Annotated in this window: 18 protein-coding genes; 6 read left to right on the forward strand and 12 right to left on the reverse strand. The window is 70.1% G+C overall.

The window, feature by feature from the left end; genetic code table 11:
- The first annotated feature begins 22 nt into the window (after positions 1-22).
- Complete coding sequence (locus ACFY1E_RS35365) at positions 23-2362, forward strand: SpoIIE family protein phosphatase (RefSeq protein ID WP_389083459.1); 2340 nt, start codon at positions 23-25, stop codon at positions 2360-2362.
- Here ACFY1E_RS35365 and ACFY1E_RS35370 read toward each other — a convergent pair whose 3' ends face one another.
- From ACFY1E_RS35370 to ACFY1E_RS35385, 4 genes are all read right to left on the reverse strand, one after another.
- Positions 2363-2797 carry a cupin domain-containing protein gene (locus ACFY1E_RS35370; protein WP_389083461.1) on the reverse strand — a complete coding sequence of 145 codons (435 nt, stop codon included), beginning with the start codon at positions 2795-2797 and terminating at the stop codon, positions 2363-2365. It lies immediately after the preceding gene.
- A gap of 94 nt (positions 2798-2891) precedes the next feature.
- Positions 2892-3902: a non-homologous end-joining DNA ligase gene (gene ligD / locus ACFY1E_RS35375; RefSeq protein WP_389083463.1), complete on the reverse strand. Its 1011-nt coding sequence runs from the start codon at positions 3900-3902 to the stop codon at positions 2892-2894.
- Positions 3903-3908: 6 nt separating this feature from the next.
- Positions 3909-4520, reverse strand: a complete 612-nt coding sequence (locus tag ACFY1E_RS35380; protein WP_389083465.1) for a DNA polymerase ligase N-terminal domain-containing protein — start codon at positions 4518-4520, stop codon at positions 3909-3911.
- A gap of 55 nt (positions 4521-4575) precedes the next feature.
- On the reverse strand, positions 4576-5406 hold the full coding sequence (locus tag ACFY1E_RS35385) for an aldo/keto reductase (RefSeq protein ID WP_389083467.1): 831 nt from the start codon (positions 5404-5406) through the stop codon (positions 4576-4578).
- A gap of 96 nt (positions 5407-5502) precedes the next feature.
- Here ACFY1E_RS35385 and ACFY1E_RS35390 point away from each other — a divergent pair, with 96 nt between their 5' ends.
- Positions 5503-6567, forward strand: a complete 1065-nt coding sequence (locus ACFY1E_RS35390; protein ID WP_389083469.1) for a LacI family DNA-binding transcriptional regulator — start codon at positions 5503-5505, stop codon at positions 6565-6567.
- Between the two features lie 435 nt (positions 6568-7002).
- Here the strand turns inward: ACFY1E_RS35390 and ACFY1E_RS35395 are convergent, their stop codons facing one another.
- From ACFY1E_RS35395 to ACFY1E_RS35410, 4 genes are read right to left on the reverse strand one after another with little or no spacing between them, the layout of a single operon-like run.
- Positions 7003-8379, reverse strand: coding sequence for a glycoside hydrolase family 32 protein (locus ACFY1E_RS35395; RefSeq protein WP_389083472.1), 1377 nt, complete (start codon positions 8377-8379; stop codon positions 7003-7005).
- Entirely contained in the window at positions 8376-9230 is an 855-nt protein-coding gene (locus tag ACFY1E_RS35400; protein ID WP_389083475.1) for a carbohydrate ABC transporter permease, read from the reverse strand. Before ACFY1E_RS35400 ends, ACFY1E_RS35395 begins: the two co-directional genes overlap by 4 nt.
- A gap of 14 nt (positions 9231-9244) precedes the next feature.
- A complete protein-coding gene (locus ACFY1E_RS35405) occupies positions 9245-10198 on the reverse strand; it encodes a carbohydrate ABC transporter permease (protein ID WP_389083477.1) in 954 nt (317 codons plus the stop codon).
- The gene (locus tag ACFY1E_RS35410) at positions 10195-11604 is read right to left on the reverse strand and encodes an extracellular solute-binding protein (RefSeq protein ID WP_389083480.1); all 1410 of its coding nucleotides are present in this window, start codon (positions 11602-11604) and stop codon (positions 10195-10197) included. Before ACFY1E_RS35410 ends, ACFY1E_RS35405 begins: the two co-directional genes overlap by 4 nt.
- A 169-nt stretch (positions 11605-11773) precedes the next feature.
- On the opposite strand from ACFY1E_RS35410, the gene ACFY1E_RS35415 reads away from it, so the two are divergent.
- Positions 11774-13321: a glycoside hydrolase family 32 protein gene (locus tag ACFY1E_RS35415; protein ID WP_389083482.1), complete on the forward strand. Its 1548-nt coding sequence runs from the start codon at positions 11774-11776 to the stop codon at positions 13319-13321.
- A 306-nt stretch (positions 13322-13627) separates the two neighbouring features.
- Positions 13628-14602, forward strand: a complete 975-nt coding sequence (locus ACFY1E_RS35420) for a TauD/TfdA dioxygenase family protein (RefSeq protein WP_389083485.1) — start codon at positions 13628-13630, stop codon at positions 14600-14602.
- 9 nt (positions 14603-14611) lie between these two features.
- Here the strand turns inward: ACFY1E_RS35420 and ACFY1E_RS35425 are convergent, their stop codons facing one another.
- The 4 genes from ACFY1E_RS35425 to ACFY1E_RS35440 form a co-directional block, all read right to left on the reverse strand.
- On the reverse strand, positions 14612-15646 hold the full coding sequence (locus ACFY1E_RS35425; protein WP_389083867.1) for an LLM class flavin-dependent oxidoreductase: 1035 nt from the start codon (positions 15644-15646) through the stop codon (positions 14612-14614).
- A gap of 99 nt (positions 15647-15745) precedes the next feature.
- Positions 15746-17251 (reverse strand): metallophosphoesterase family protein, encoded by a 1506-nt coding sequence (locus tag ACFY1E_RS35430; RefSeq protein ID WP_389083487.1) that lies wholly within the window; start codon positions 17249-17251, stop codon positions 15746-15748.
- Between the two features lie 294 nt (positions 17252-17545).
- Complete coding sequence (locus tag ACFY1E_RS35435; RefSeq protein ID WP_389083490.1) at positions 17546-18469, reverse strand: MHYT domain-containing protein; 924 nt, start codon at positions 18467-18469, stop codon at positions 17546-17548.
- A 453-nt stretch (positions 18470-18922) separates the two neighbouring features.
- On the reverse strand, positions 18923-19294 hold the full coding sequence (locus ACFY1E_RS35440; RefSeq protein WP_389083493.1) for a YrhB domain-containing protein: 372 nt from the start codon (positions 19292-19294) through the stop codon (positions 18923-18925).
- Between the two features lie 313 nt (positions 19295-19607).
- Between ACFY1E_RS35440 and ACFY1E_RS35445 the strand changes: the two genes are divergently transcribed.
- Together ACFY1E_RS35445 and ACFY1E_RS35450 are read left to right on the forward strand one after the other, a co-directional pair.
- Complete coding sequence (locus tag ACFY1E_RS35445; protein WP_389083495.1) at positions 19608-20132, forward strand: hypothetical protein; 525 nt, start codon at positions 19608-19610, stop codon at positions 20130-20132.
- Positions 20133-20426: 294 nt separating this feature from the next.
- The gene (locus ACFY1E_RS35450) at positions 20427-22820 is read left to right on the forward strand and encodes a M4 family metallopeptidase (RefSeq protein WP_389083497.1); all 2394 of its coding nucleotides are present in this window, start codon (positions 20427-20429) and stop codon (positions 22818-22820) included.
- Positions 22821-22847 lie beyond the last annotated feature (27 nt).

Below are 22847 nucleotides of genomic sequence, written 5' to 3' on the forward strand. Positions count from 1 at the left end.
CAAAAGAACCATCCTGAACCTTATGGAGCACGCCCCCGCTGCGGCGACCGTCGATGCCCGGGGCATCGTGACCGGGTGGAGCGAAGGTGCCCGGAGGCTGACCGGATACCCGGCCGAGGAAGCCGTGGGCCGGCCGGTGCGGGATCTGCTCGCCGAGGACCCGTCGCCCGGCGCCGTGGCTGCCATGGCCGGCACCGTCGTCCTCCGGCACCGTGACGGCTCCTCGGTGCCTCTCGCCCTCCGCGCATGCGCCCTGTCCGGCGGGGACGACTCATCCGACCGATACGTGGTGACCGCCGAGCAGCCCGGCAGGCCGGAGCCGACGCTTGCGGGGCAGGCATTCCAGCAGGCCTCCATGTCGTTGTCCGTGTTCGACACCGATCAGCGCTATCTGCGGCTCAACGACGCTTCGTGCCAGGTGATGGGGGTGCCCGCCGAGACCCTGCTCGGCCGGTACTTCATGGACACCGTTCAGGACGTCGGGTACAACCGGGGATTTCTGCGGCATCTGGAGCAGGTCATCGAGACGGGCAGGCCGGTCCGATACGAGAGCTACGCGCACGCGCCGTCCTCGAACCGGGAGCACGCCTGGACCACCGAGATGTGGCCGGTCCGGGACGCCGACGGCAATGTCATCGGAACCGCCATCGCGGCCTTCGACAGCACCGAGCAGTACTGGGCCCGGGAGCGGCTGGCCCTGCTGAACGAGGCAGCGGCCTCCATCGGCACGACCCTGGACGTGGTGCGCACCGCCGAGGAGCTCATCGAACTGCTGGTGCCCCGCTACGCCGACTTCGCCAGCGTCGACCTGCTCGACTGGGTCCTCGGCGCGGAGGAGCATCCCGCACCGCGCGAGTTGGACGTCGCGCTGCGCCGCGTCGCCCACGGCTCGGTCACCGAGGGCACACCCGAGGCGGCCGTGCGTATCGGCGACACCGACTTCTACCCGTCGTTCTCACCGCCTGCGAAGGCACTGAGAGCGGGGCGGGCCGTCCTCAGCCACGCGGGCGAGCCGGATTTCATGCGCTGGGTCGCCGAGCGCAACGCGCGAGCCCCCGCGGGCAGCCCCCACCGCAGAGGTGTGCACTCGATGCTCGCGGTACCGCTGCGAGCCCGCGGCACCACCCTGGGCGTCGCGGTCGCCGTCCGCATCGCCAATCCGGACAACTACGGCGGCGACGACGCCGTCCTCGCCGAGGAACTCGCCAGCCGCGCCGCCGTCTGCATCGACAACGCCCGCCGCTTCTGCCGCGAACGCACCACCGCACTGGCCCTGCAGCACAGCCTGCTGCCGAAAGGACTGCCCGGACAGGCGGCGGTCGAGGTGGCCCACCGCTATCTGCCCTCCGACTCCCTGGTCGGCATCGGCGGTGACTGGTTCGACGTGATCCCGCTCTCCGGCAGCCGTGTCGCCCTGGTCGTCGGCGACGTGGTGGGACACGGCATCGCATCCTCGGCCACCATGGGCCGCCTCTGCACCGCCGTACGCACCCTCGCGGACGTGGACCTGCCGCCCGACGAACTCCTCACCCATCTGGACGACCTGGTCACGCACCTGGCGTCGGACGACACCGGGGACGACGTCGCGGAACTCGGCGCCACCTGCCTCTACGCCGTCTACGACCCCGTCTCGCGCCGCCTCCACCTCGCCGCAGCCGGCCACCCACCGCCCGCGCTGCTGCTGCCCGACGGCACCGCGAGCCTCGTCCCCATGACGGCCGGACCCCCGCTCGGCGTCGGCGGACTGCCCTTCGAGTCCACGGAACTGGAACTGCCCGAGGGCTCCGTCGTCGCCCTGTACACGGACGGCCTGATCGAGGACCGCGACCGCGACGTCGACCACGCCCAGGCCGAACTGTGCCGCGCACTGACCGCCCGCGCCGACACCCTCGACACACTGTGCGACACGGTCCTCAAGGCCGTGCTGCCGGAGGAGCCCAGTGACGATGTGGCGCTGCTGCTGGCCCGCACCCGGGCGCTGGGCGAGGACCGGGTCGCCACCTGGGACATCACCCCCGATCCGGAGCGGGTGGCCGCGGCCCGGCAGGCGGCCACCGAGCAGCTGACCGCCTGGGGCCTGGACGAGGCCGCCTTCGTCACCGAACTGGTCGTCAGCGAACTGGTCACCAATGCGATCCGGTACGGCCTGCCCCCCGTCCAGCTGCGGCTGATCCGCGACCGCAGCCTCATCTGCGAGGTCTCCGACGGCAGTTCCACCTCACCGCATCTGCGCCGGGCGCACGCCTTCGACGAAGGCGGCCGCGGCCTGCTGCTGGTCGCCCAGCTCACCCAGCGCTGGGGCAGCCGCCAGACGGGCCGGGGCAAGACCATCTGGGCCGAACAGACTCTGCCCCCGGTCTGATCACTGGAAGGAGCAGCCGGGGTTGGGAGCGTCCTCGGAGAACGGCGCGCCGTGCGGCAGCACATAGAGCACGTCGAGGACGAGATCGGTGTCGCCGAGGTTGCGCCCGATGTGCACATGGTCCGAACCCGCAGGCTCCTGCACGAAGCTGCCCTTGGGGTACACGCCGTCGGAGGCGCAGTCGGAGTCGAAGTGGCTGAGCGTGCCCTCCTTCACCACGGCGTACAGGGGGCCGTCGTGGTAATGCCAGCCGGTGGCCTGGCCGGGCGGGATCGTTATCTCCCGCACGGTGTAGTCGGTGCCCCCGACCGTCCTTTGACCGATGAGCCGGGCGGTGACACCAGGTCCCGGCGGTGTGGCGTGCGCGGGCGCGCAGATGAGGACGGTAGCGGCGGTCACCGCTCCGGTGACCGCCGTACGCAGGGCAGTGTTCATGGGGGGATCTCCCGGTGCAGAGAAGGATTGCCGCGGCGATCATACGAGACGCACAAAGCCAGTTGGAGCAATCCCCGGATCCCACCCGGCGCTCTCAGGCGCTCGGCCGCTCCCGCACGACGTCCTCCGGTTTCTTGTCGTCCCGCAGGCCCAGAAAGCGCGGATGCCGCAGCATCCCGTCCCGTGTCCACTCGGTGAAGTCGATCTGCGCGACCAGCGCCGGCCGCACCCACCGGGCGCCCGCCTCCCGCACCCGGCCCTCGAACGGCGGGTCGGCGGTGCGCAGTTCGTCGAGCCGCTCCCGCAGCGACAGCAGGGTGGCACGGTCGAAGCCGGTGCCCACCTTGCCCGCGTACCGCAGCTTCCCGTGCTCCTGGTAGCCGAGGAGCAACGCCCCCAGGCCGACCCGGCTGCCGGCCGGTTCGGTGAACCCGCCGACGACGAACTCCTGCCCCTGGGAGCACTTGAGCTTCAGCCAGTCGGTGGACCGGCGCGGCTGGTAGTCACCGTCCGCCCGCTTGGCGATCAGGCCTTCCCAGCCGTGGGCGCAGGAGACGGCCAGCAGGTCGGCGCCGCCCTCGTTGCGGTGGGAGGTCAGCCGCAGTGGAGCGCGGTAGGTCAGAGCGCGGCGCAGCAGGGACTTCCGGGTCCTGAGCGGCAGCCGGGTGAGGTCCGCTCCCTCCAGCCCGAGCAGATCGAACACGTAGTACGTCACCGCGACCCCGCTCGCCTCGATGTCCGCCCGGCGCGTCAGGCCCATGCGCTGCTGGAGCCGGGCGAAGTCGGTGCGGCCCCGGGTGAAGGCGACGACCTCCCCGTCCACGGTGAAGTCCGTGCAGGACTGGGCGGCCAGCGCCGCCACGATCTCGGGATACGTGTCGTTCAGCCGACGCCCCGTCCGCGACAGCAGCGTGACCCGCCCGCCGTCCCGCACCGCCAGCAGCCGTACGCCGTCCAGCTTCCGCTCGAAGATCCACCCGTTGTCGAAGTCCCGCCGGTCACTGAGCGTCGCGAGCATCGGCCGGGCGGCCAGCTCCGCGCCCGGGCGCCCCGTGCGCAGCAGTTCCTGCTCCTTGTCGGGGAGCGAGTCCAGCAGGCCGGACACCGCCGCTCACTGCTCCCCGGCAGCCGCCGCGACCTGGGCGAGCGTACGGCCACTGCTGACCGAGCGGGCCCGCCGCGGATCCGGGGTCCCGTGCCCGCGGGAGCCGCCGCCCGCCTTCACCAGCAGCCAGGCCTCCTCGGTGTCCCCGTCCTTCCCGCCGCGGAAGCGGGTGAGGGCGTACTCGCCGTGCAGCTTCGACCCCTTGAGGCGGAAGCGGGCATGTCCGCGCTCGAGCGACTCCTCGAAGTCGACGGGCCGCCCCTTGCGGTCGTGGCTGAGGGGCTCGTAGCTGCCGTGGTCCCACACGATCACGGTGCCGCCGCCGTACTCGCCCTGCGGAATCACGCCCTCGAACTCCTCGTACTCCAGCGGATGGTCCTCCGTGGGCACGGCGAGGCGCTTGTCCTGTGGATCCCCGGAGGGGCCCTTCGGGATCGACCACGACTTCAGTACGTCGCCGACCTGCAGCCGGAAGTCGAAGTGCATGGTGCTGGCGTCATGGATCTGCACCACGAACCGCGGCTCGGCACCTGGGACGGCCGAGCGCCCTTGCGGTTCCTTGGTCCGCCCGAAGTCGCGCTTGCCGCGATACTCCCGCAGCCGGTCCTGCTCACCCACCTGCGGCTCCTTTCGTGCGCCCTGCCTCGTGGGCCCCGGGTACCCCGCGGGCGCCTCAGAACTCCTCGTGCACCTCGGGGTCCCCGCCGAGACGCCGGTGGGCCCGGTCGGCGATCGCGTCCAGCTGGGCGGGGTCCAGTTCGAAGCCGAACACGTCGAGGTTCGCCCGCTGCCGCTCGGGGTTCGAGGACTTCGGGATGGGCACCGCGCCCAGCTGGGTGTGCCAGCGCAGGACCACCTGGCCGGGCATCACGTCGAGGGCTTCGGCGATGCCGATGACGACGGGGTCGTCGAGCAGCCCCTTGCCGCGGCCGAGAGGCGTCCAGCTCTCGGTGCGGATGCCCTTGGCGGTGTGGAAGGCGCGCAACTCGTCCTGCGGGAAGAACGGGTGGAGTTCGATCTGGTTGACGGACGGAAGTACCCCGGTCTCCTTCTCCAGCCGCTCGATGTGCTCGACGGTGAAGTTGGAGACGCCGATGGAGCGGACCAGGCCCTCCTCCCGCAGCTTGATCATGGCTCGCCACGAGTCGACGTACTTGCCGACCCGGGGGAGCGGCCAGTGGATCAGATACAGGTCGATGTACTCCACGCCCAGTCGGCTGCGGGACTCCTCGAAGGAGGCCAGGGTCTCCTCGTAGCCGTGGTGCCGGCCGGGGAGCTTCGTCGTCACCACCACGTCCTCCCGGGCGACGCCGCTGCGCGCGACACCCCGTCCGACTCCGGACTCGTTGCCGTAGTTGGTGGCGGAGTCGACCAGGCGGTAGCCCAGTGCGAGGGCCTCGGACACGGCCCGTTCCGCCTCGGCGTCGGACATCGGCCAGGTGCCCAGGCCGAGAGCGGGGAGAGCCGTGCCGTCGTTGAGCGTGTGTGTGGGGACGCTGATCACGGTGGGACCTTTCCTCGACTGTGCCGTACCTACAGCGTCACGGATAGGCTGAGCTGTGATCAACCGGACGGGTGGGGGATGAAGGCAACGCACGGGATGGGCAGCACCGAGGACAAGGGGCCGGGGGGATCCGGACGGCCCACGTCACGCGACGTCGCCCGGCTCGCCGGTGTGTCGCACACCGCCGTCTCCTTCGTCTTCAACGGCCGTGCCAAAGGCAACCTCTCGCCCGCCACCCAGGAACGCATCCGGCAGGCCGCCGCCCAGCTCGGCTACCGCCCCGACCCCGTCGCCCGCGGCCTGCGCCGCCGCCGTACCGCCGTGATCGGCCTGATCACCGACGAGATCGCATCCTCGCCCTTCGCGGGCCGGCTGCTGCGCGGCGCCATGGAGACCGCCTGGGGCAGCGAGCACCTCGTGCTGACCGTCGACTCCGGCGGCGATCGCGCCAAGGAGGACGCGGCCGTCGCCGAACTTCTCGACCGCCGCGTCGACGGCATCATCTACGCCGCCATGTCGCTGCGCCGGGTCCGCGTCCCCGAAGGCCTGCACCGCACCCACTCCGTCCTCGCCAACTGCCTGCCCGAGGACGACTCCCTGCCCGCCGTCATCCCCGCAGAACGCGCCGGGGGCCGTACGGCGGCCCGGCTGCTGCTGGAGGAAGGCCACCGCAAGGTCGCCATGATCGGCGGCTGTGACGACATCGCCTCGGCGGAGCGGCTGCGCGGCTTCCGGGACGCCCTGCGTGCGGAGGGGATCACCGTGCCCAAGGAGTGGATCGTGCGCAGCGGCGGCGAGATCTCCGGCGGGTACGAGGGCGCGCTGCGCATCCTCGACGGCGCCCCGGCCGACCGGCGCCCGACCGGCGTCTTCTGCTACAACGACCGGGTCGCGGCGGGCGTCCTGCACGCCGCGACCCGTCTCGGCATCGCCGTCCCCGGCGACCTCTCGGTAGTCGGCTACGACGACCAGGAGCACATGGCCGCGTTCCTCTCCCCGCCCCTGACCACGGTCGCCCTGCCACACCGGGCGATGGGCGAGGCGGCCGCCCGGCTGCTGCTGGACGCCATCGACACCGGCCGAACGCCAGCCGCCACCGTGCGACGCCTGGCCTGCCCGGTGATCACTCGGGCGTCGGTGGGACCGGTTCCCACGCGGTGACGGGGTTCCCCGCTGGGGCCCGGTCGCGGGGGCGCGGGTGGACCCGTTCGCGTCCTTCGGGCCTCGGTCCCGCTCCTGCCCGAGACGGCTTCAGCGGTCGCTGCTGTGGCGAGGTGGGTCCGTTCGGTGACGGCTCTGGCGCGGGTGAGCCCGGTTTCCACCCGGTGACGGCGTTCCCTGCTGTGGCCAGGTCGCGCCGGTGGGGGAGGCGCGGGTGGAGCCGTTGGGCGATTGCTCGGGTGTGGGTGCGCCCGGCTTCCACGTGGTGACGGCTTCCGCGTTCCCGCCACGACCAGGTCCGCCCGTCGCGGGGGCGCAGATGGGCCCGCCGGGTGACACGCGGGTGTCGGACCGGCTCCTGTCCGGTGAGGGTTTCCGCGTTGCCCGCCACGGCCAGGTCCGCCCGTGGCAGGCGCAGGTGGACCCGCCCGGTGATCACTCGGGCCTCGGTGGAACCAGCTCCCAACCCGTGACGGCTTCCGCGTTGCCCGCCACGACCAGTTCGCGTGCGTCGTCGGGACGCAGATAGACCCGCTCGGTGACGGCGACCCGGTCGTCGACGAACAGTTCGAACAGGGAACCGTCGACGAGCACCCGCACCTGCCGTGCGGGTGCTCTCACCACGATCGGCGCCGACCCGTCGGGCCGGGCCCGCGGCCAGTCGCCGCGATCCAGCGTCACGGTTCCCTCGTCCGGGTCGAGCCGCACCGTGAGCCGCGCGCCGGAGGCCGACCGCAGCAGGCCCACGGTGGTGCGCCCGCGTGCGGTGACGGTCAGGTCGTACGACGGAGGCAGCGCCACCTGGGCGGGGGCGGTGACGAACGGCGCGGCCGCGCGCAGGAGTTGGAGCTCCGATGCCGGTGCGACCCGCAGCGCGCCGTCCGGATGGACGTCCACGACGCGTGGTGCGGTGAGTACCCCGGCCCAGCCCGCGTGCTCGACCTCGCCCTGCGAGCGAGACTCCCAGGACCAGCCCCACATCAGCGCCCGGCCCGCCTCCTGGAGTACGGCAGGCGCGTAGAAGTCACGCCCGTGGTCGAGCCGTCCGCCGGCCCGCGGCTCGAAGCGCAACTCACCGTCGCTGAAAGGTTGCAGACGGCCTGTCAGGTAGCCGGTGGTGCACGGGTCGCCGTCCCACAGCGACAGCACGAGCACGCACTCGCCGCTCGCCGTCGTGTACAGCTGCGGGCACTCCCAGCCGACCGCCTTGTCTCCGAAGACGTCCGCGGCGACGGGGTCGTTGCCGTCGAGGAGCACCCCGGCGAAGCGCCAGTCGAGCAGGTCCTCGCAGTCGTACAGCAGAACCGACGGAGTCCCGTCAGCATGACCCGCCCCGACCAGTGCCCACCGGCGCCCGCCGTGGCGGAACACGAACGGGTCGCGGAACATCACCACGTCCAGACCGGCCGGCGGGCCCGTCACCACGGGGGTCGGCAGCGGCTTCCAGTCGGTCAGCGTCTCGTCGTCCGGCACCACCGCCCGCGCCAGACAGAGGGCGCCCAGGCCGGTGTGGTGCTGGTCGACACCGGTGTACACGGCGGTCGGCACCCCGGCGTCGTCGACCACGCAGCCGGACCAGCAGCCCGCCTCGTCCGGGCCGCCGGGTGTCGGGGCGAGCGCGACCGGATGGTGCTCCCAGTGCGCGAGATCGGCGCTGGAGGCGTGGCCCCAGTGGACGTTCGTGTGCACGGGTGCATCGGGGTTGTGCTGGTAGAAGAGGTGGTAGCGGTCCCGCCAACGGAACGGCCCGTTCGGGTCGTTGATCCAGCCGGCGGGTGGACGGACCCTGAAGCGCGGGGCGTCGTTGCTCAACGATTGACTCCTGCGGACGTGATGCCCTCGCGCAGAGGGCGCTGGCCGACGACGAACACGGCGACGGCGGGGATCATGGAGAGGACGACACCGGCGAGGACCACCGAGATGGAGCCGGTGCCCAGGTTGCCCTGGAGGGAGACCAGGCCCAGCGGCAGCGTGTAGTTCTGGCCGGAGGTCTCCAGGATCAGCGGCCGGAAGAACTCGTTCCAGTGGTAGTTGAAGGCCAGCACGCCGACGATGGCGAGGCCGGGAGCGGCCAGCGGCGCATACACCGACCGGAAGATCCGCCAGGGCCCGGCCCCGTCCAGCATGGCCGCCTCGCCCAGGTCCTTGGGCATGCCCAGGAAGTACTGGCGCATCAGGAAGGTGCCGAACGCCGTCGGGAAGGCCGGAATGATCAGACCGAGCAGGGTGTCGGTCAGACCCATCGACTTCAGCACCAGGAACACCGGCACGACGGTGACCTGCAGCGGCACCATCATCGTTGCCAGCACCAGCCCGAACAGGGGCTTCTTGAAACGGAATTCGAGGCGTGCGAACGCGTACCCGGCAAGCCCCGCCGTGATCATCTGGCCGACCGCGATCAGCGCGGTCACCAGCGTCGAGTTCAGGGCGAGCAGCCACACGTCGATCTGGCCGAACACCCCGCGGTAGGCCTCGGCCGTCGGATGCGTCGGAATGATCTTCGGGGGCAGGTCGAAGGACTGGGCCGGCGTGCGCAACGAGGTGGAGACGGTCCAGATGACCGGGCCGAGGGTCAGCAGCGCGCACACCGCAAGAGCGGTGATCCGTGCCCATGGCCCGAGGGAGTACCGGGCGCGGCTCAGGGACAGGGTTGCTTGGCTCATGGAGGTCACCCGGCTCACTGGTAGTGGACGAAACGCCGGCTGAGCCGGAACTGCAGAGCGGTCACCGCCATGATCAGCACGAACAGCAGCACGCCCACCGCGGACGCCTCACCGAAGCGCAGCTGCTCGAACGCGGTCTCGTAGATGACCATCACGACGGTGCGGGTGGAGTCGCCGGGCCCGCCGTTGGTCAGCACATACGGCTGCTCGAAGACCTGCAGCGCGTTGATGACACCGACCACGGTCGCCACCAGCAGCGTCGGCGACAGCAGCGGCAGCGTCACATGCAGGTGCTTGCGCAGACCGGTCGCACCGTCCAGGGAGGCGGCCTCGTGGACCTCCTTGGGGATGTTGTTCAGACCGCCGATGAACAGCAGGAACGAGAAGCCGAACTGCTGCCAGACATAGACGATGATCACGGTCGCGAGCGCCGCGTGCTCGGAGGTCAGCCACGGCACCGGCGAGATCCTGACCAGCCCGATCAGCCAGTTCACCACCCCGAAGTCCTGGTTGAACAGGTACTTCATCACCACGGAGATCGACGCGGCGGACAGCACCAGCGGGAAGAAGAACGCCGAGCGGAACACCGAGCGCAGCCACCCCGGCATACGCCCGTTCAGGGTCAGCGCCAGCGCGAGGGCGATCAGCAGCTGCGCGGCGACCGCGAAGACCATGAACACGAGCGTGTTGAGGAAGGAGACCCGCACGGTCGAGTCGGTGATGACCTCACGGTAGTTGGCCGTCCCCGCGAAGCTCGGCGAGTCGATCACGTTCCAGCGGAACAGGCTCAGCACCACCGAGCCGACGATCGGCACGACGGTGAACACGACGATGCCGACGATCGTGGGCGCGAGGAAGAGGGCGGCGAGCAGCCGGGTGCCGCGGGTGCGCAGCGGCGAGGGCCGCGAAACGTCGACGGCCGGCGTGGCGGCCCGCGGCCGTACGGCGGGGACCTGGGTGTTCGTCATGCGTCACGCTCCATGGCCTTCTCCAGGTCCCCCTGCATCCGGCGCAGTGCCGGACGCACCGAGCGGGGTGAGGCAAGGGCGGTGCCGGTGTGCTTGAGCAGCACCTCGGTCACCTCGGCGACCTGCGGCGGGGCGGGGATCGGCCCGGTGTCGGGGAACTTGTCGAGGGTGTCGTAGAAGACCTGCCAGTGCTTCGGGCCGGTCTCCCGGTAGCGGGCGGCCGTCAGCATCGAGCGGCGCGCCGGGGTGGTCTGGTTGGTGTCGAAGAGCCGCATCAAGGTGTCCCGGCGGGCGGCGTACTTGATGAACTCCCAGGCCTCGTCCTGCTTCTTGGAGGTGCGCAGCAGCGCATAGCCCGCAGCGCCGAACTGGTGGCGCTGGGTGCGCCAGCGCGGGAAGTACTGCACGTCGAAGGCGTCCGCCTTCATCCCGGCGAGGTGCAGTCCGCCGGCCCAGAAGCCGCCCGCCGGGGTGACGCCGACCCGGCCGGTGGAGAACACGCCGACGAGGTTCTGGCCGTTGCCGCCCTCGGGGCGGGTGCACAGGCCCTCCTGGATGAGGGAGGCGAGATAGTCGTACGCCTCCTCCACGCGTCCGGCGGTCGCCTGCGGGCGCGTCCAGCGGAAGCCACCGCCGCGGCCCTGCCGCTGGGCGGCAGGATAGAAGGAGTCCCACAGCCAGGCACCGCCCGGAGCCTTGGACTCCGTGAGCAGATTGGTGCCGCCCGCGAAGAGCCAGGGCACCACGCCGCCCCACAGCCGGTTGGTCCAGAAGTACGGCGTGAACTGAGAGCCGCTCGACTTCTTCATGGCCCGCAGCAGCGCGGTGAAGTCGTCGCGCGTCCAGTCGGGCGCCGGGAAGTCCGCGCCCGCCCGCTGGAGCACCTGCCGGTTCAGATACATGTCGGCCGCGTTGAACTCCACGGGCAGCTGGTAGAGGTGCCCCTCGTACATCATCGACTCCACCAGCGAGGGGTGGACGTCAGCGAAGTACTCCCTGAGTTCGTCCGCGTCCCGCTGCACCCAGCGGTCCAGCGGGACCCCGAGGCGCTGCGCGAACAGCTGCACGCCCTCGGTGGCGACGTAGACGAGGTCGGGCGCGGTGCCCGCCGCGATCTGGGTGAGGATCTTCGCGAAGAAGTCCGACCAGTCGACGGCCTGTACGGCGTTGATCCGCAGCTTGATGTCGGGGTGCACTTTCCGGAAGCCCTCGGTGAGGGTGCGGATGGCCTCCGGGCCGTAGGCGGGGCCGAGGGTGGCGACGACGAGGGAGCCGTCGTCGCGGCCGGGGATGTCGGCTCCGGTGAGCCGGTCCCAGCTCGCGGCGGTGCCTGCCAGCGCGGCGGCCCCCGCGCCGTAGGCCCCGTACCGCAGCAGGGTGCGGCGGGTGACGTGCGAGTCGGTCATCCAACATGCCTAACTCGTGTTAGATCAGGGTCGATGTCCCAGATGATGGAAAGCCCGCAACCGGCCTGTCAAGAGTCGTGCACCCCTTGACCTTTAACGAGTTAGGCCGCACAGTCCTGCACCACATGAGCCGCCGTTCTCCACTCGACGACGAGAGGAACGAAGAGTGATGCGTGGGATGTCCCGGAGAGCCCTGCTGGCCGGCACCACTGCCGGGGGAGCCGCCGTGCTGCTTCCTGCAGCGCGGGCCACCGCCAAACCCAAGGCGACCAAGGCGGGTTGCGCGAGCTACCGCGCCGCCTACCACTTCACGGTCCCCGACGCCTGGAAGAACGACCCCCAGCGCCCGGTCTGGATCGACGGCGAGTACCACTACTACTACCTCTACAACGCCGACTACCCGACCGGTCCCGTCGGCACGGCCTGGCGCCTGGCCACCAGCACCGACCTGGTCTCCTTCACCGACCGCGGTGTCGCCGTGCCGAAGGACACCACCCCGAACGGCGACGTCTGGTCGGGCTCGGCGGTCGTGGACACGGACAACACGGCAGGCTTCGGCGCCGGCGCGGTGATCGTCATCGCCACCCTGTCGCCCGGCGGCGGAACCGACCACCAGGAGCAGTTCCTGTACTACTCCACCGACGGCGGACGCACCTTCACCAACCACGGCACCGACCCGGTCCTGCCCAACCCCGGGGTCTCCGACTTCCGCGATCCCAAGGTGATCCGCGACGAGGACCGCGGCCGCTGGGTGATGGCCCTCGCCGAGGGCACCAAGGTGGGCTTCTACCACTCCGCCGACCTCAAGTCCTGGACGTACGCCGGAGGATTCGTCAAGGACGGGATCGGCACGCTGGAATGTCCCGACCTGTTCCGCATCACCGCCGAGGACGGCACGGTGAAGTGGGTGCTGGGCGTCAGCGCCAACGGCAAGGGCTCGGGGCTGCCCAACACGTATGCGTACTGGACGGGCGCCTTCGACGGCAGTGCCTTCACCGCCGACGCCGCCGATCCGCAATGGCTCGACCACGGCTGGGACTGGTACGGCGCCGTCACCTTCGAGAAGCGGAACACAAGCGGCACGCAAGACCCCGGCGGACGCTACGCGATCGGCTGGCTGAACAACTGGGACTACGCGAACACCACACCCACCATCGACTGCGACGGTTTCAACGGCACCGACTCGATCGTCCGCGAGCTCACCCTGAAGCGGGACTCCGCCGGCACGTACTACCTGGCGTCCCGGCCGGTCGCCGCCCTCGACGCCTACGTCTCCCGCACGGTGGACCTGGGCGACGTGACCGTCGACGGCACCAAGGTGCTCGACTACACAGGCATCTCCTACGAGCTCACCACGGAGATCACCTGGGGTCAACTCACCGGTGCCGGACTCCAGTTGCGCCGCTCACCCGACGGCGGACGCCACATCGACGCCGGTATCTACAACGACTACGCCTTCCTCAACCGCCGCAACACCGTCAACCCGGACGCCTCCGGCAAGTGGCAGGAGAGCCACACCCCGTTCAGCCGTTCGGCGGGCACGGTGAAGCTGCGCGTCCTCGTGGACCGGACGTCCGTGGAGATGTACGTCGACGACGGCCGGTACGTGCACTCCAGCGAGGTGTTCCCGTACCTGGTCGACACCGGTCTGGCGCTGTTCACGATCGACGGGACGGCGGTGTTCCGCAACACGGTCATACGGGAGTTCAGCGTGTGAGGACGACCGCCTCGCGCCGCGGTAAACCCTTTGGTGCCATCGCGGCCCGGACGCTCAGACTCGACGAGGGAGGAAGGAGGACGACATGGCCGACGGCCGAAACCGTCGCCCTCGACGAGGCACTGGGCAGTGAGCCACAGCGGCCGGGCGCCTTTCGTGAACTCCTGCGGCGCGGGGCGGAAGCCGTGCCCGACATCCGCCGAGGTCTGAGGCACCCAGGTCACAGGACGTCCGTCGTGTTCCCTGCGAAGATCGGGTACGGCGACCGGCCGAGCGGAGTCGGTCCGGGCGATCGGCGGAGTGCGCATGACGACTGAGCGGGATGCGGTGACGGGCGTCGAACGGGCTGCGGGTATCGAGGTGAAACCGGTGGCCGGGTACATCGGGGCCGAGATCACGGGCGTCGATCTGGCCGGTGACCTGGACGACGCCGTGGTCGCCGCGATCCGGGCGGCGGTGCTGCGCTGGAAGGTGGTGTTCTTCCGCGGGCAGCGGCTGGACCACGCCGGGCACGTGGGGTTCGCGCGTAGGTTCGGCGAGCCCGTCGTGCTGCGCAAGCGGGGCAGCGCCTCCCCGCCGGACTTCCCCGAGGTGGAGACCACCGCCGACCGGCTGGAGCTGGGCGGGAAGTTCGGCATGGACCACGAGGAGTGGCTGCAGCGCCGCCGGCACACCCTGCTGCGCGGCTGGCACTGCGACCACGGCGCCCGCATCGACCCGCCGGCCGCGACGATCCTGCGCGCCGAGACCGTCCCGCCGTACGGAGGCGACACGACGTGGTCGAACCTGGCGGCCGCGTACGCCGGACTGTCCGGCCCGGTACGGGAGTTCGTGGACGGGCTGCGAGCCGAGCACCGGCTCGGCGTCGGCTACCAGCCGAGGCCCGGCGAGGACGCCTACCTGCGGCACCTGCTGGACCATCAGGTCGCCTCCGTGCACCCGCTCGTGCGGGTGCATCCGGAGACGGGGGAGCGCGTGCTGTTCGTCAACGGCTACTACCTCGAGCAGATCACCGACGTCTCCCGTCCGGAGAGCCGGGCGCTGCTGGACATGCTGCTGGAGCAGGCGGTGCGGCCCGAGTACACGGTGCGGTTCCGCTGGGAGGCGGGCAGCGTGGCCTTCTGGGACAACCGGGCCACCATCCACCTCGCTCCCAGCGACAACGCGCACCTCGGCTTCCCCCGGATCATGCACCGGGTCATGCTCACGGGCGACGTCCCGGTCGGCGTGGACGGCAAGCCGTCGCAGCCGCTCGTCGGGACCGAAGCCGGCCGCTGGTGACGCAGGGCCTCAGACGGCGGGCTGCCAGCCGAGCGCCGGCCCGAGCCTGGTGGCCATGTCGGTGAGGATCTGCACATAGTCCTCGTGCTCGAAGGTGAACGGCAGCGCGAACGCCACCTCGTCCACCTCGCGGAACGCGACATGCGCATGGAGGCGTTCGGCGATCTCCTCGGAGCTGCCGACGATGTCCGGCGCGAACAGCAGTCGGGCCGGGCCCTGCGGCGAGGCCGTGCGAGGGGTGCGCTTGGCCGCGAACGCCTCGTATTTCGCGCGCTGTTCGGGCGAGGCGGAGTCGGTGGGGATGACGACCAGGCCCTGCGAGACGCGGGCCTCGTCGCCGTCGGGGTGATGGGCGCGGAAGGCGCGGATGTGGGACAGCTGGATCTCCGCGAAGTCGAGGTCCGACCCCCCATCCGCTCCCTCGGCCTTTACGACACTGCTGGTCAGGAAGTTCATGCCGTGCTCACCGGCCCAGCGCGCCGAGCTCAGGCTGCCGCCGCCGTACCACAGCCGCTTGCCCAGGCCGGGGGAGTGCGGCTGGACCCGGTCGCTGAACACCTCGAACCCCTCGACCCCGCTGAAGTCCGTGGCACTCTTGCCGCGCACGAAGTCCAGCAGCCGCCGCACCCGCTCGTAGGAGAAGTCCTCGGCCTCCGCCGTGTCCGGATACAGCGCCTCCTTGACCTGGTCGTAGTGCATCGGCGGACCGACGCTGACACCGGGGTTGACGCGGCCCCCGGACAGGATGTCGACCGTCGCCAGGTCCTCGGCCAGCCGCAACGGGTTCTCCCAGCCCAGCGGGATGACCGCGGTGCCGAGCTCGATACGGCTGGTGCGCTGCGATGCGGCCGCCATGACGGCGACCGGGGACGAGATGCCGTACTGGAGGTGCCGGTGGCGCAGCCACGCGCTGTCGAAGCCGAGCCGCTCGCCCAGCTCGATGATCTCCAGCGTGGACTCGTGCCCGCGGCGTGGATCCGCCTCGTCGAACAGGCCGATGGTCAGGAAGCCGAGCTTGCGCAGGGGGCGTGAGGTGGGCGGCACGGGCTCCTCCATGGTTGTTTGATGTATCAAGTATTACGGCGGTGCCAACCAGGCGGTCGCAGGAACTGTTCCCCGTGCGCGGGTCAAGATCAGGTCATCTCAGGTGAGCGGAATGGTGACCTCGTCCTCGACGGGCGGTTCGATCTCCTGCGCGCGGTTGCCGGTGGCCGCGTAGCAGCGCAGGCGGATCACCTCCGGGGTGACGTCCAGACGCAGGAACTGCTTGAAGAACGGAGGGCTGTACGTCGCCGAACTCGGTGAGAAGAGCTGCGTGTAGATCTTGCGCACCGGGAGGCGGAAGCGTGACGTGCGGTCGGGGCGGCCGCCGGCGCCCAGCAGACTGGCCACGATGCGGATACGGCGGGTGACGCGCACCGGTCCGCCCGGGGTACGGGTCGGTGGGATGCCGAGCCGCTCGGCGATCACGGCCATCGCCTCGGCCTCGGTGAGGGTGAAGAAGCGGCGCAGGTGCAGCCGCCGCCCGTAGAGCCTGCTGTAGAACGCGAGGGAATCGCCGCGCAGCGGATAGCAGCGGAAGTCCTTCTCGGTGACGTCCGCGATACCGATGCGGGGGATGGTGTGCGTGGCGTGCATGAACGCCCCGCCGCCGCCCGAGACGACGTACTGGATGGTGCGGCCGTCCACCTGGACCGGGTAGCGCTGGTAGTTGTGGATGTCGCCGCCGATCGCCGCCACATAGTGGTGCTCGGGATCGCGGACGATGTCGTCGACGGTGCCGTTGCCGCCCTCGATGGTGCAGGGGTGGTGCTCACCGTCGACGTACAGCGGCGAGCCGGTGATGAGGATCTTGGGGCGGGGGCCCTGGGAGACCTCGCGCAGCCAAGCGCCCTGTTCGGCGTCGATCGTGCCGAGCAGGCCGGTGTCGATGCCTATGATCCGCAGGGGTCCGGCATCGATGGCCCAGTACGGGCCCGGCTGGACGGCCTGCTGAGCCTGCGCGGAGCGCAACTGGCGTGCCTCGTCCAGGTGTTGACCGTCGGCGGGACGCGGCCGGTGCCACAGCAGCGAGCGCATCCAGGCCCGGCTCAGGGGACGCGGTGCCGGCTCGGGGGCGAGGGGCGGGGCGTCCGCGCAGAAGACGCGCATGAAGGCGCCGAGGTCCTCGTACCAGTCGTGGTTGCCGGGTACCGCGTAGATCGGCGCCTGGTAGTCCTGGTAGGGGCGGAAGAACTTCGTGGCGTAGTCGTCCGCGCTGCCCACCGGATAGATGACATCGCTGGCGATGACGGCGAAGTCCGTGCCCTGACCCACCTTCAGAAACCCCGGTACGACGGCGTACTGGGGATCGTCCCCCTCACCGGTGTCGCCGATGACCATGAAAGAGAACCGGTCCGCCTCCGTACGCCGGATCACCTTGTCGGCGGGCGCACCGGCCGCCTCGCGCTGTGCCACCCATCTGCTGCGCGTACGGCCCGTGGGGTCCCCGAACCAGGAGGCCAGTACGCCGTTGCGGGCGGCCCACAGCGTCCTGGGATCGAGCCAGGAGAGCTTCTCGACGTGCTGCGGCATCAGCCGCTTGTAGTCACCGCGTTCTGTGGTGCCCCAGCCGGCGCCCTGGGCGGTATCGCGTGAAGAGTCAGACACCGGTGAACCGTAACAACGATCAAGCGGGGGACGGGAAGAGGGTGTCGGCCTTCGGCGCGCCGGACCGGGCGGGCCGGCGCACATCGGGGCCGTGCGTGGCAGGCGACGGTGTGCCGCGGCAAGTCGCGGGAGAACCAGGGCAGTCGGATCACCCAGCTGCCAAGGAGCCAGCCTGCTGGGCGACTTGTCTTGCGATCCCGGTGTTCAGTGCGCCTCGAACCGCCGTCGCGAGTGCCGCCCGGCGCACCCGGCTTGGGTCGGCGGCTCCCTCCGTCCGCGACACCCGACGGCGGTTCACCACTCGTGGCTGGGCGGCGGTGCCCACTGCGGGGCGGGTGGGGTGGCGGTCCCGTAGTGATCCTGCCGGGGCCGTGCGGGAGCGACCCTTCCGCCGAACGGGGCGAGGCTGTGCTGAGGTGCGGGCTCTGCCGCCTCGTCGGAGGCGGAGGTTCGCCGCGCCGGGGCCGATCTGTTCCAGTCGCCGTCGCCCAGCACCAGAAGCGGGTCGAACATGACCACCACACCGGCCAGCAACAGGAAGACGGTCGGGCCCAGGAGCATGGGCAGCAGTAAGGAGGAGGGCGAATCACCCGTCCAGGCCCCGCTTCTGGTGCCGTGCACATGGACGCTGACGGCGGCCATGGCCGTGTAGTGCATGCCGGAGACGGCAACCCCCATGACCAGGCTGGCCCCCAGACTCGTCATGAAACCCCGCACGGTGACAGCCGCCCACAGTGCGGCGGTCGCGGCGACGATCGCGACGGCGACGGACAGGGCGACGGTGAGCGGGTCGTACCGGAAGTCCCCGTTCACCTCCACAGCCGCCATGCCGAGGTAGTGCATCGCGGCCACGCCGAGACCGGTGACAGCGCCCGCGGCACCCAGCGTGACCTTGCCGGCGCCCCGGTAGCCGACGATGAACACGCCGATGCCGACCACGACGATCGACACGGCCAGGCTGAGCAGAGTGAGCCCGGTGTCGTAACGGATCCCGGTCTCCTTGACCTGGAATCCGAGCATGGCGATGAAGTGCATCGTCCAGATCCCGCAGCCGATCGAAGCGGCGCCGAGCGCCAGCCAACCGGGCTTCCAGGACTCCGCGTTCAGCAGGGACCGGACGATGCAGCGCAGTCCCAGCGCCCCTCCCAGGCAGGCCATCAGATAGGCCGCCACCGGGGTCACCGCACCATAGCGGAACCCGTCAATCGTGCCCTGCATGTGCCAACTCCCCCCAGAGCCCCGGCAATTTGTGGAGCCAGGTCTACGGGTAAGAGTCGCGTAAACGCAAGGGTTTACCATTGGTAACTGAATAATTCTCAACTACCAGGGGTTAACTCGGGTCACCAGGGGGCGAGTTCCAGCCAAACGGCGGCGTGTTCAGGGCGTGGGCGGCTTGCGGCCATCACCCTGCGTGCTCCCCGGAGCCCGGTCGGCTCCCTTTCCGCCGCCCGGAGCAGGATGGCCCGGGTGGAACCCATGCCGTACTTGTCGACGTCACTGGAGAGCGCGGCCACGTCCAGCCAGAAGTGGCCGGATGTCGATGTGGGCGTTGTGCGCCTGCTCGCACAGATCGTTCGTCCAGTGGGCGCGGGCCTTCCTGCATCTTCCGCATCCAGTCGGGGTCGGTGAGATCCACCGGCCTGCTCGCGATGGGCTCGACGCAGGCATCGATCACGGCGATCCATTCCTCGAGCTCCGCCACTCTCCCCATCGCGCTCGGCCTCCGTCCGGCCGTTGGTGGCATGCGGCGGCCCCCGTCCGCGGCCGGAGACAGGGGCCGAGAAGCATAGGGTGCAACGGCCCCGACGGACCGGCATGCAGCGCATTCCCCATCCCTGCGACGGTGGCGCCGACGTCTTCCTCTCCATGTCCGAGGAGCGGGACCGGTGCGCGTGCCGGGTGCAGCCCGCCGTCGACAGGGTCGACCAGGTACGGCCCGTTGCCCAACAGCATGAACTCCGAGTTCCGAGTACGCACGAACTCCTCGGACTGCCAGGAGATGATCCACGCCAGCTCGTGTTCCTTGACGTCGACCACAGCCATGCGCGTCGCGTCCACACCCGTAGCCCGCCACTCTTGGTAGGCGCGCTCCAGTGCTCTTCGACAGCTCGAGCCGCGGCTTCTCGCGCGATCACGCCTGCAGCATCCCCAGGGGACGCCTCGTGCCGCCACCGGTTACCCCCAAGTTATCGAACGCCCAAGCGCACCCCAGGCGTTGGGCGGCCGAAAGCCAAGGGGTGGCAAGGATTCAGTGAGGTCACTGATTCTTCACTTCGTATTTCTACCCGCATAGACCCGGTGGTGCTGTCATGCACACACCCGCCCGGAACCCCGGGCCCACCGCGGGAGAACCCCCATGCGTGCCCTGCGCCGCCTCACCGCCACCACGGCATCCCTCACCCTCTCCGTTGCCGGCCTCATCATCGGCACGGGCTCGGCCGCGCACGCGGCCAGTTGCTCCCAGTCCTATCTGCCGCTGCCGGACCCGACCTGCCAGCCCGGCGCCTACAACCCCGACGTCACCCAGGACACGATCGACAGCACGATCTGTGTGTCGGGCTGGACCGCCACCGTGCGCCCCTCCACCTCGTACACCAACGCCCTGAAGGTCAAGCAGATAGCGGAGTACGGCTACTCGGACACCAGCACCTCGGACTACGAGGAGGACCACCTCGTCCCGCTCGAGCTCGGCGGCGCTCCCAAGGATGCGGAGAACCTGTGGCCGGAGCCGCGCTACGGCGACGAGACCGCGTACAGCAAGGACTCGGTCGAGAACAAGCTCAAGAAGGCCGTCTGTGCCGGCACGGTCACCCTCGACGACGCCCGCAGCGCCATCGCCAGTGACTGGACCACCGCTCTGTCCTCCCTCGGCCTCAGCTGACCCTTCGGCGGTACCATCCGGCGGTCTGCCCGCATCCCCAGCGGGCAGGCCGCCTCGTCGTACGGGGCCGAACAGAGTCGTGCAGGTCGGACAGAGGGATAACCCTCGAATGACCGGAACCCTGCTGACATGGACCGGTCAAGGCTGTCATCCTCCTCCCCAACTGCCGCGCCCACCCCCCACGTTCTCACCAAGCAGTGACGATCCCGCACAGCTCGGCTCGTCCCGGTCAGTACACCCGTCTGCCCGGTCTGTCACCGGCCGCCCCACGCGGCCGCAGCAGTAGGAGAACGAGTGAGACGCATCCCCCGCAAGCGGACAGCGGTCGGAGCCCTGGTCTCCACCGCGGCCTTCCTCGCCGTCGGCGTCCAGTCGGTGCCGGCGAACGCGAAGCCCGCCGCCCCACATCCCAGCCCCCTCCGCGCCGGGGGACTGGAGGCAAAGCTGACCCCGGCGCAGCACAGCGCGCTCATCAAGAGCGCCAAGCAGAAGGCGACCGCGACCGCCCGCACCATCGGCCTCGGCGCCAAGGAGAAACTGGTCGTCAGGGACGTCGTCAAGGACAACGACGGCACCCTGCACACCCGCTACGAGCGGACCTACGCCGGCCTCCCCGTTCTCGGCGGCGACCTCGTCGTGCACACCCCGCCGGCCTCCCTGGCCGCCGGGACGGTGAGCACGACCTTCAACAACAAGCACACCATCAAGGTCGCCTCCACCACCGCGACCTTCACGAAGGCGGCCGCGCAGACCAAGGCACTCAAGGCGGCCAGGTCCCTCGACGCCGAGCGGCCGACCACCGACAGCGCCCGCAAGGTCATCTGGGCGGGCACCGGCACCCCGAAGCTCGCCTGGGAGACGGTGGTCGGCGGCTTCCAGGACGACGGCACGCCCAGCCAGCTGCACGTCATCACCGACGCCACCAGCGGCAAGGAGCTCTACCGCTACCAGGGCATCAAGACGGGCACCGGCAACACCCAGTACAGCGGCACGGTCACGCTGAACACCACGCTGTCGGGTTCGACGTACCAGCTGTACGACACCACCCGCGGTGGCCACAAGACGTACAGCCTCAACAACGGCACCTCGGGCACCGGCACCCTGATGACCGACTCCGATGACGTCTGGGGGACCGGGTCGGGGTCCAACACGCAGACCGCGGGCGCGGACGCGGCCTACGGTGCCCAGGAGACCTGGGACTTCTACAAGAACACCTTCGGCCGCAGCGGCATCAAGAACGACGGCGTCGCCGCCTACTCCCGGGTCCACTACAGCACGGCGTACGTGAACGCCTTCTGGGACGACAGCTGCTTCTGCATGACCTATGGCGACGGCTCCGGCGGCACCCACGCGCTGACCTCGCTGGACGTGGCCGGACACGAGATGAGCCACGGCGTCACGTCCAACACGGCAGGGCTGGAGTACAGCGGCGAGTCCGGCGGCCTCAACGAGGCCACCTCCGACATCTTCGGCACCGGAGTGGAGTTCTACGCCAACAACAGCAGCGACGTCGGCGACTACCTCATCGGCGAGAAGATCGACATCAACGGCGACGGCACGCCACTGCGGTACATGGACAAGCCGAGCAAGGACGGCGGCTCAGCGGACAGTTGGTACTCCGGCGTCGGCAACCTCGACGTGCACTACTCCTCCGGCCCCGCGAACCACATGTTCTACCTGCTGTCCGAGGGCAGCGGCACGAAGACCATCAATGGTGTGACGTACGACAGCCCGACCTCCGACGGCGTCGCCGTCACCGGCATCGGACGGGCCGCGGCCCTGCAGATCTGGTACAAGGCGCTGACGACATACATGACGTCCAGCACCAACTACGCCGGAGCCCGCACCGCCGCCCTCAATGCGGCCGCCGCGCTGTACGGCACCGGCTCCACCCAGTACGCCGGTGTCGGCAACGCCTTCGCCGGCATCAACGTCGGCAGCCACATCACCCCGCCCTCCTCGGGCGTCACGGTCACCAACCCGGGCAGCCAGTCCTCCACCGTCGGCACGGCGGTGAGCCTGCAGATCTCGGCGAGCAGCACCAACAGCGGCTCGCTGACCTACGCCGCGACGGGGCTGCCCACCGGTCTGTCGATCAACAGCTCGACCGGCGTGATCTCCGGAACCCCGACGACGGCCGGCACCTACAGCACCACCGTCACGGTGACCGACTCGACCGGCGCCACCGGCACCGCCTCCTTCACCTGGACCGTCAGCTCGAGCGGAGGCGGCGGCTGCACCGCGGCCCAACTCCTCGGCAACCAGGGCTTCGAGTCGGGCAACACCGCCTGGACCGCGACCAGCGGCGTCATCACCAACGAAAGCGGTGAGTCGGCGCACGGAGGCTCCTACTACGCCTGGCTGGACGGCTACGGCTCCACCCACACCGACACGCTGTCCCAGTCGGTGGCCATACCGAGCGGCTGCAAGGCCACGCTCACCTTCTATCTGCACATCGACACCTCGGAGACCACCAGCAGCGTCGCCTACGACAAGCTGACGGTCACCGCCGGTTCGAAGACCCTGGCGACGTACTCGAACCTCAACGCCGCCTCCGGGTACGCGCAGAAGTCCTTCGACCTGTCGTCGCTGGCAGGGTCGACCGTCACCCTGAAGTTCAGCGGTGTCGAGGACTCCTCGCTCCAGACCAGCTTCGTCGTCGACGACACCGCGCTGACGACCGGCTGATCCCGCTCGAAGCCGGGCCTCACCCTC

Source organism: Streptomyces sp. NPDC001604, assembly GCF_042893475.1.
Classification (GTDB): Bacteria; Actinomycetota; Actinomycetes; order Streptomycetales; family Streptomycetaceae; genus Streptomyces.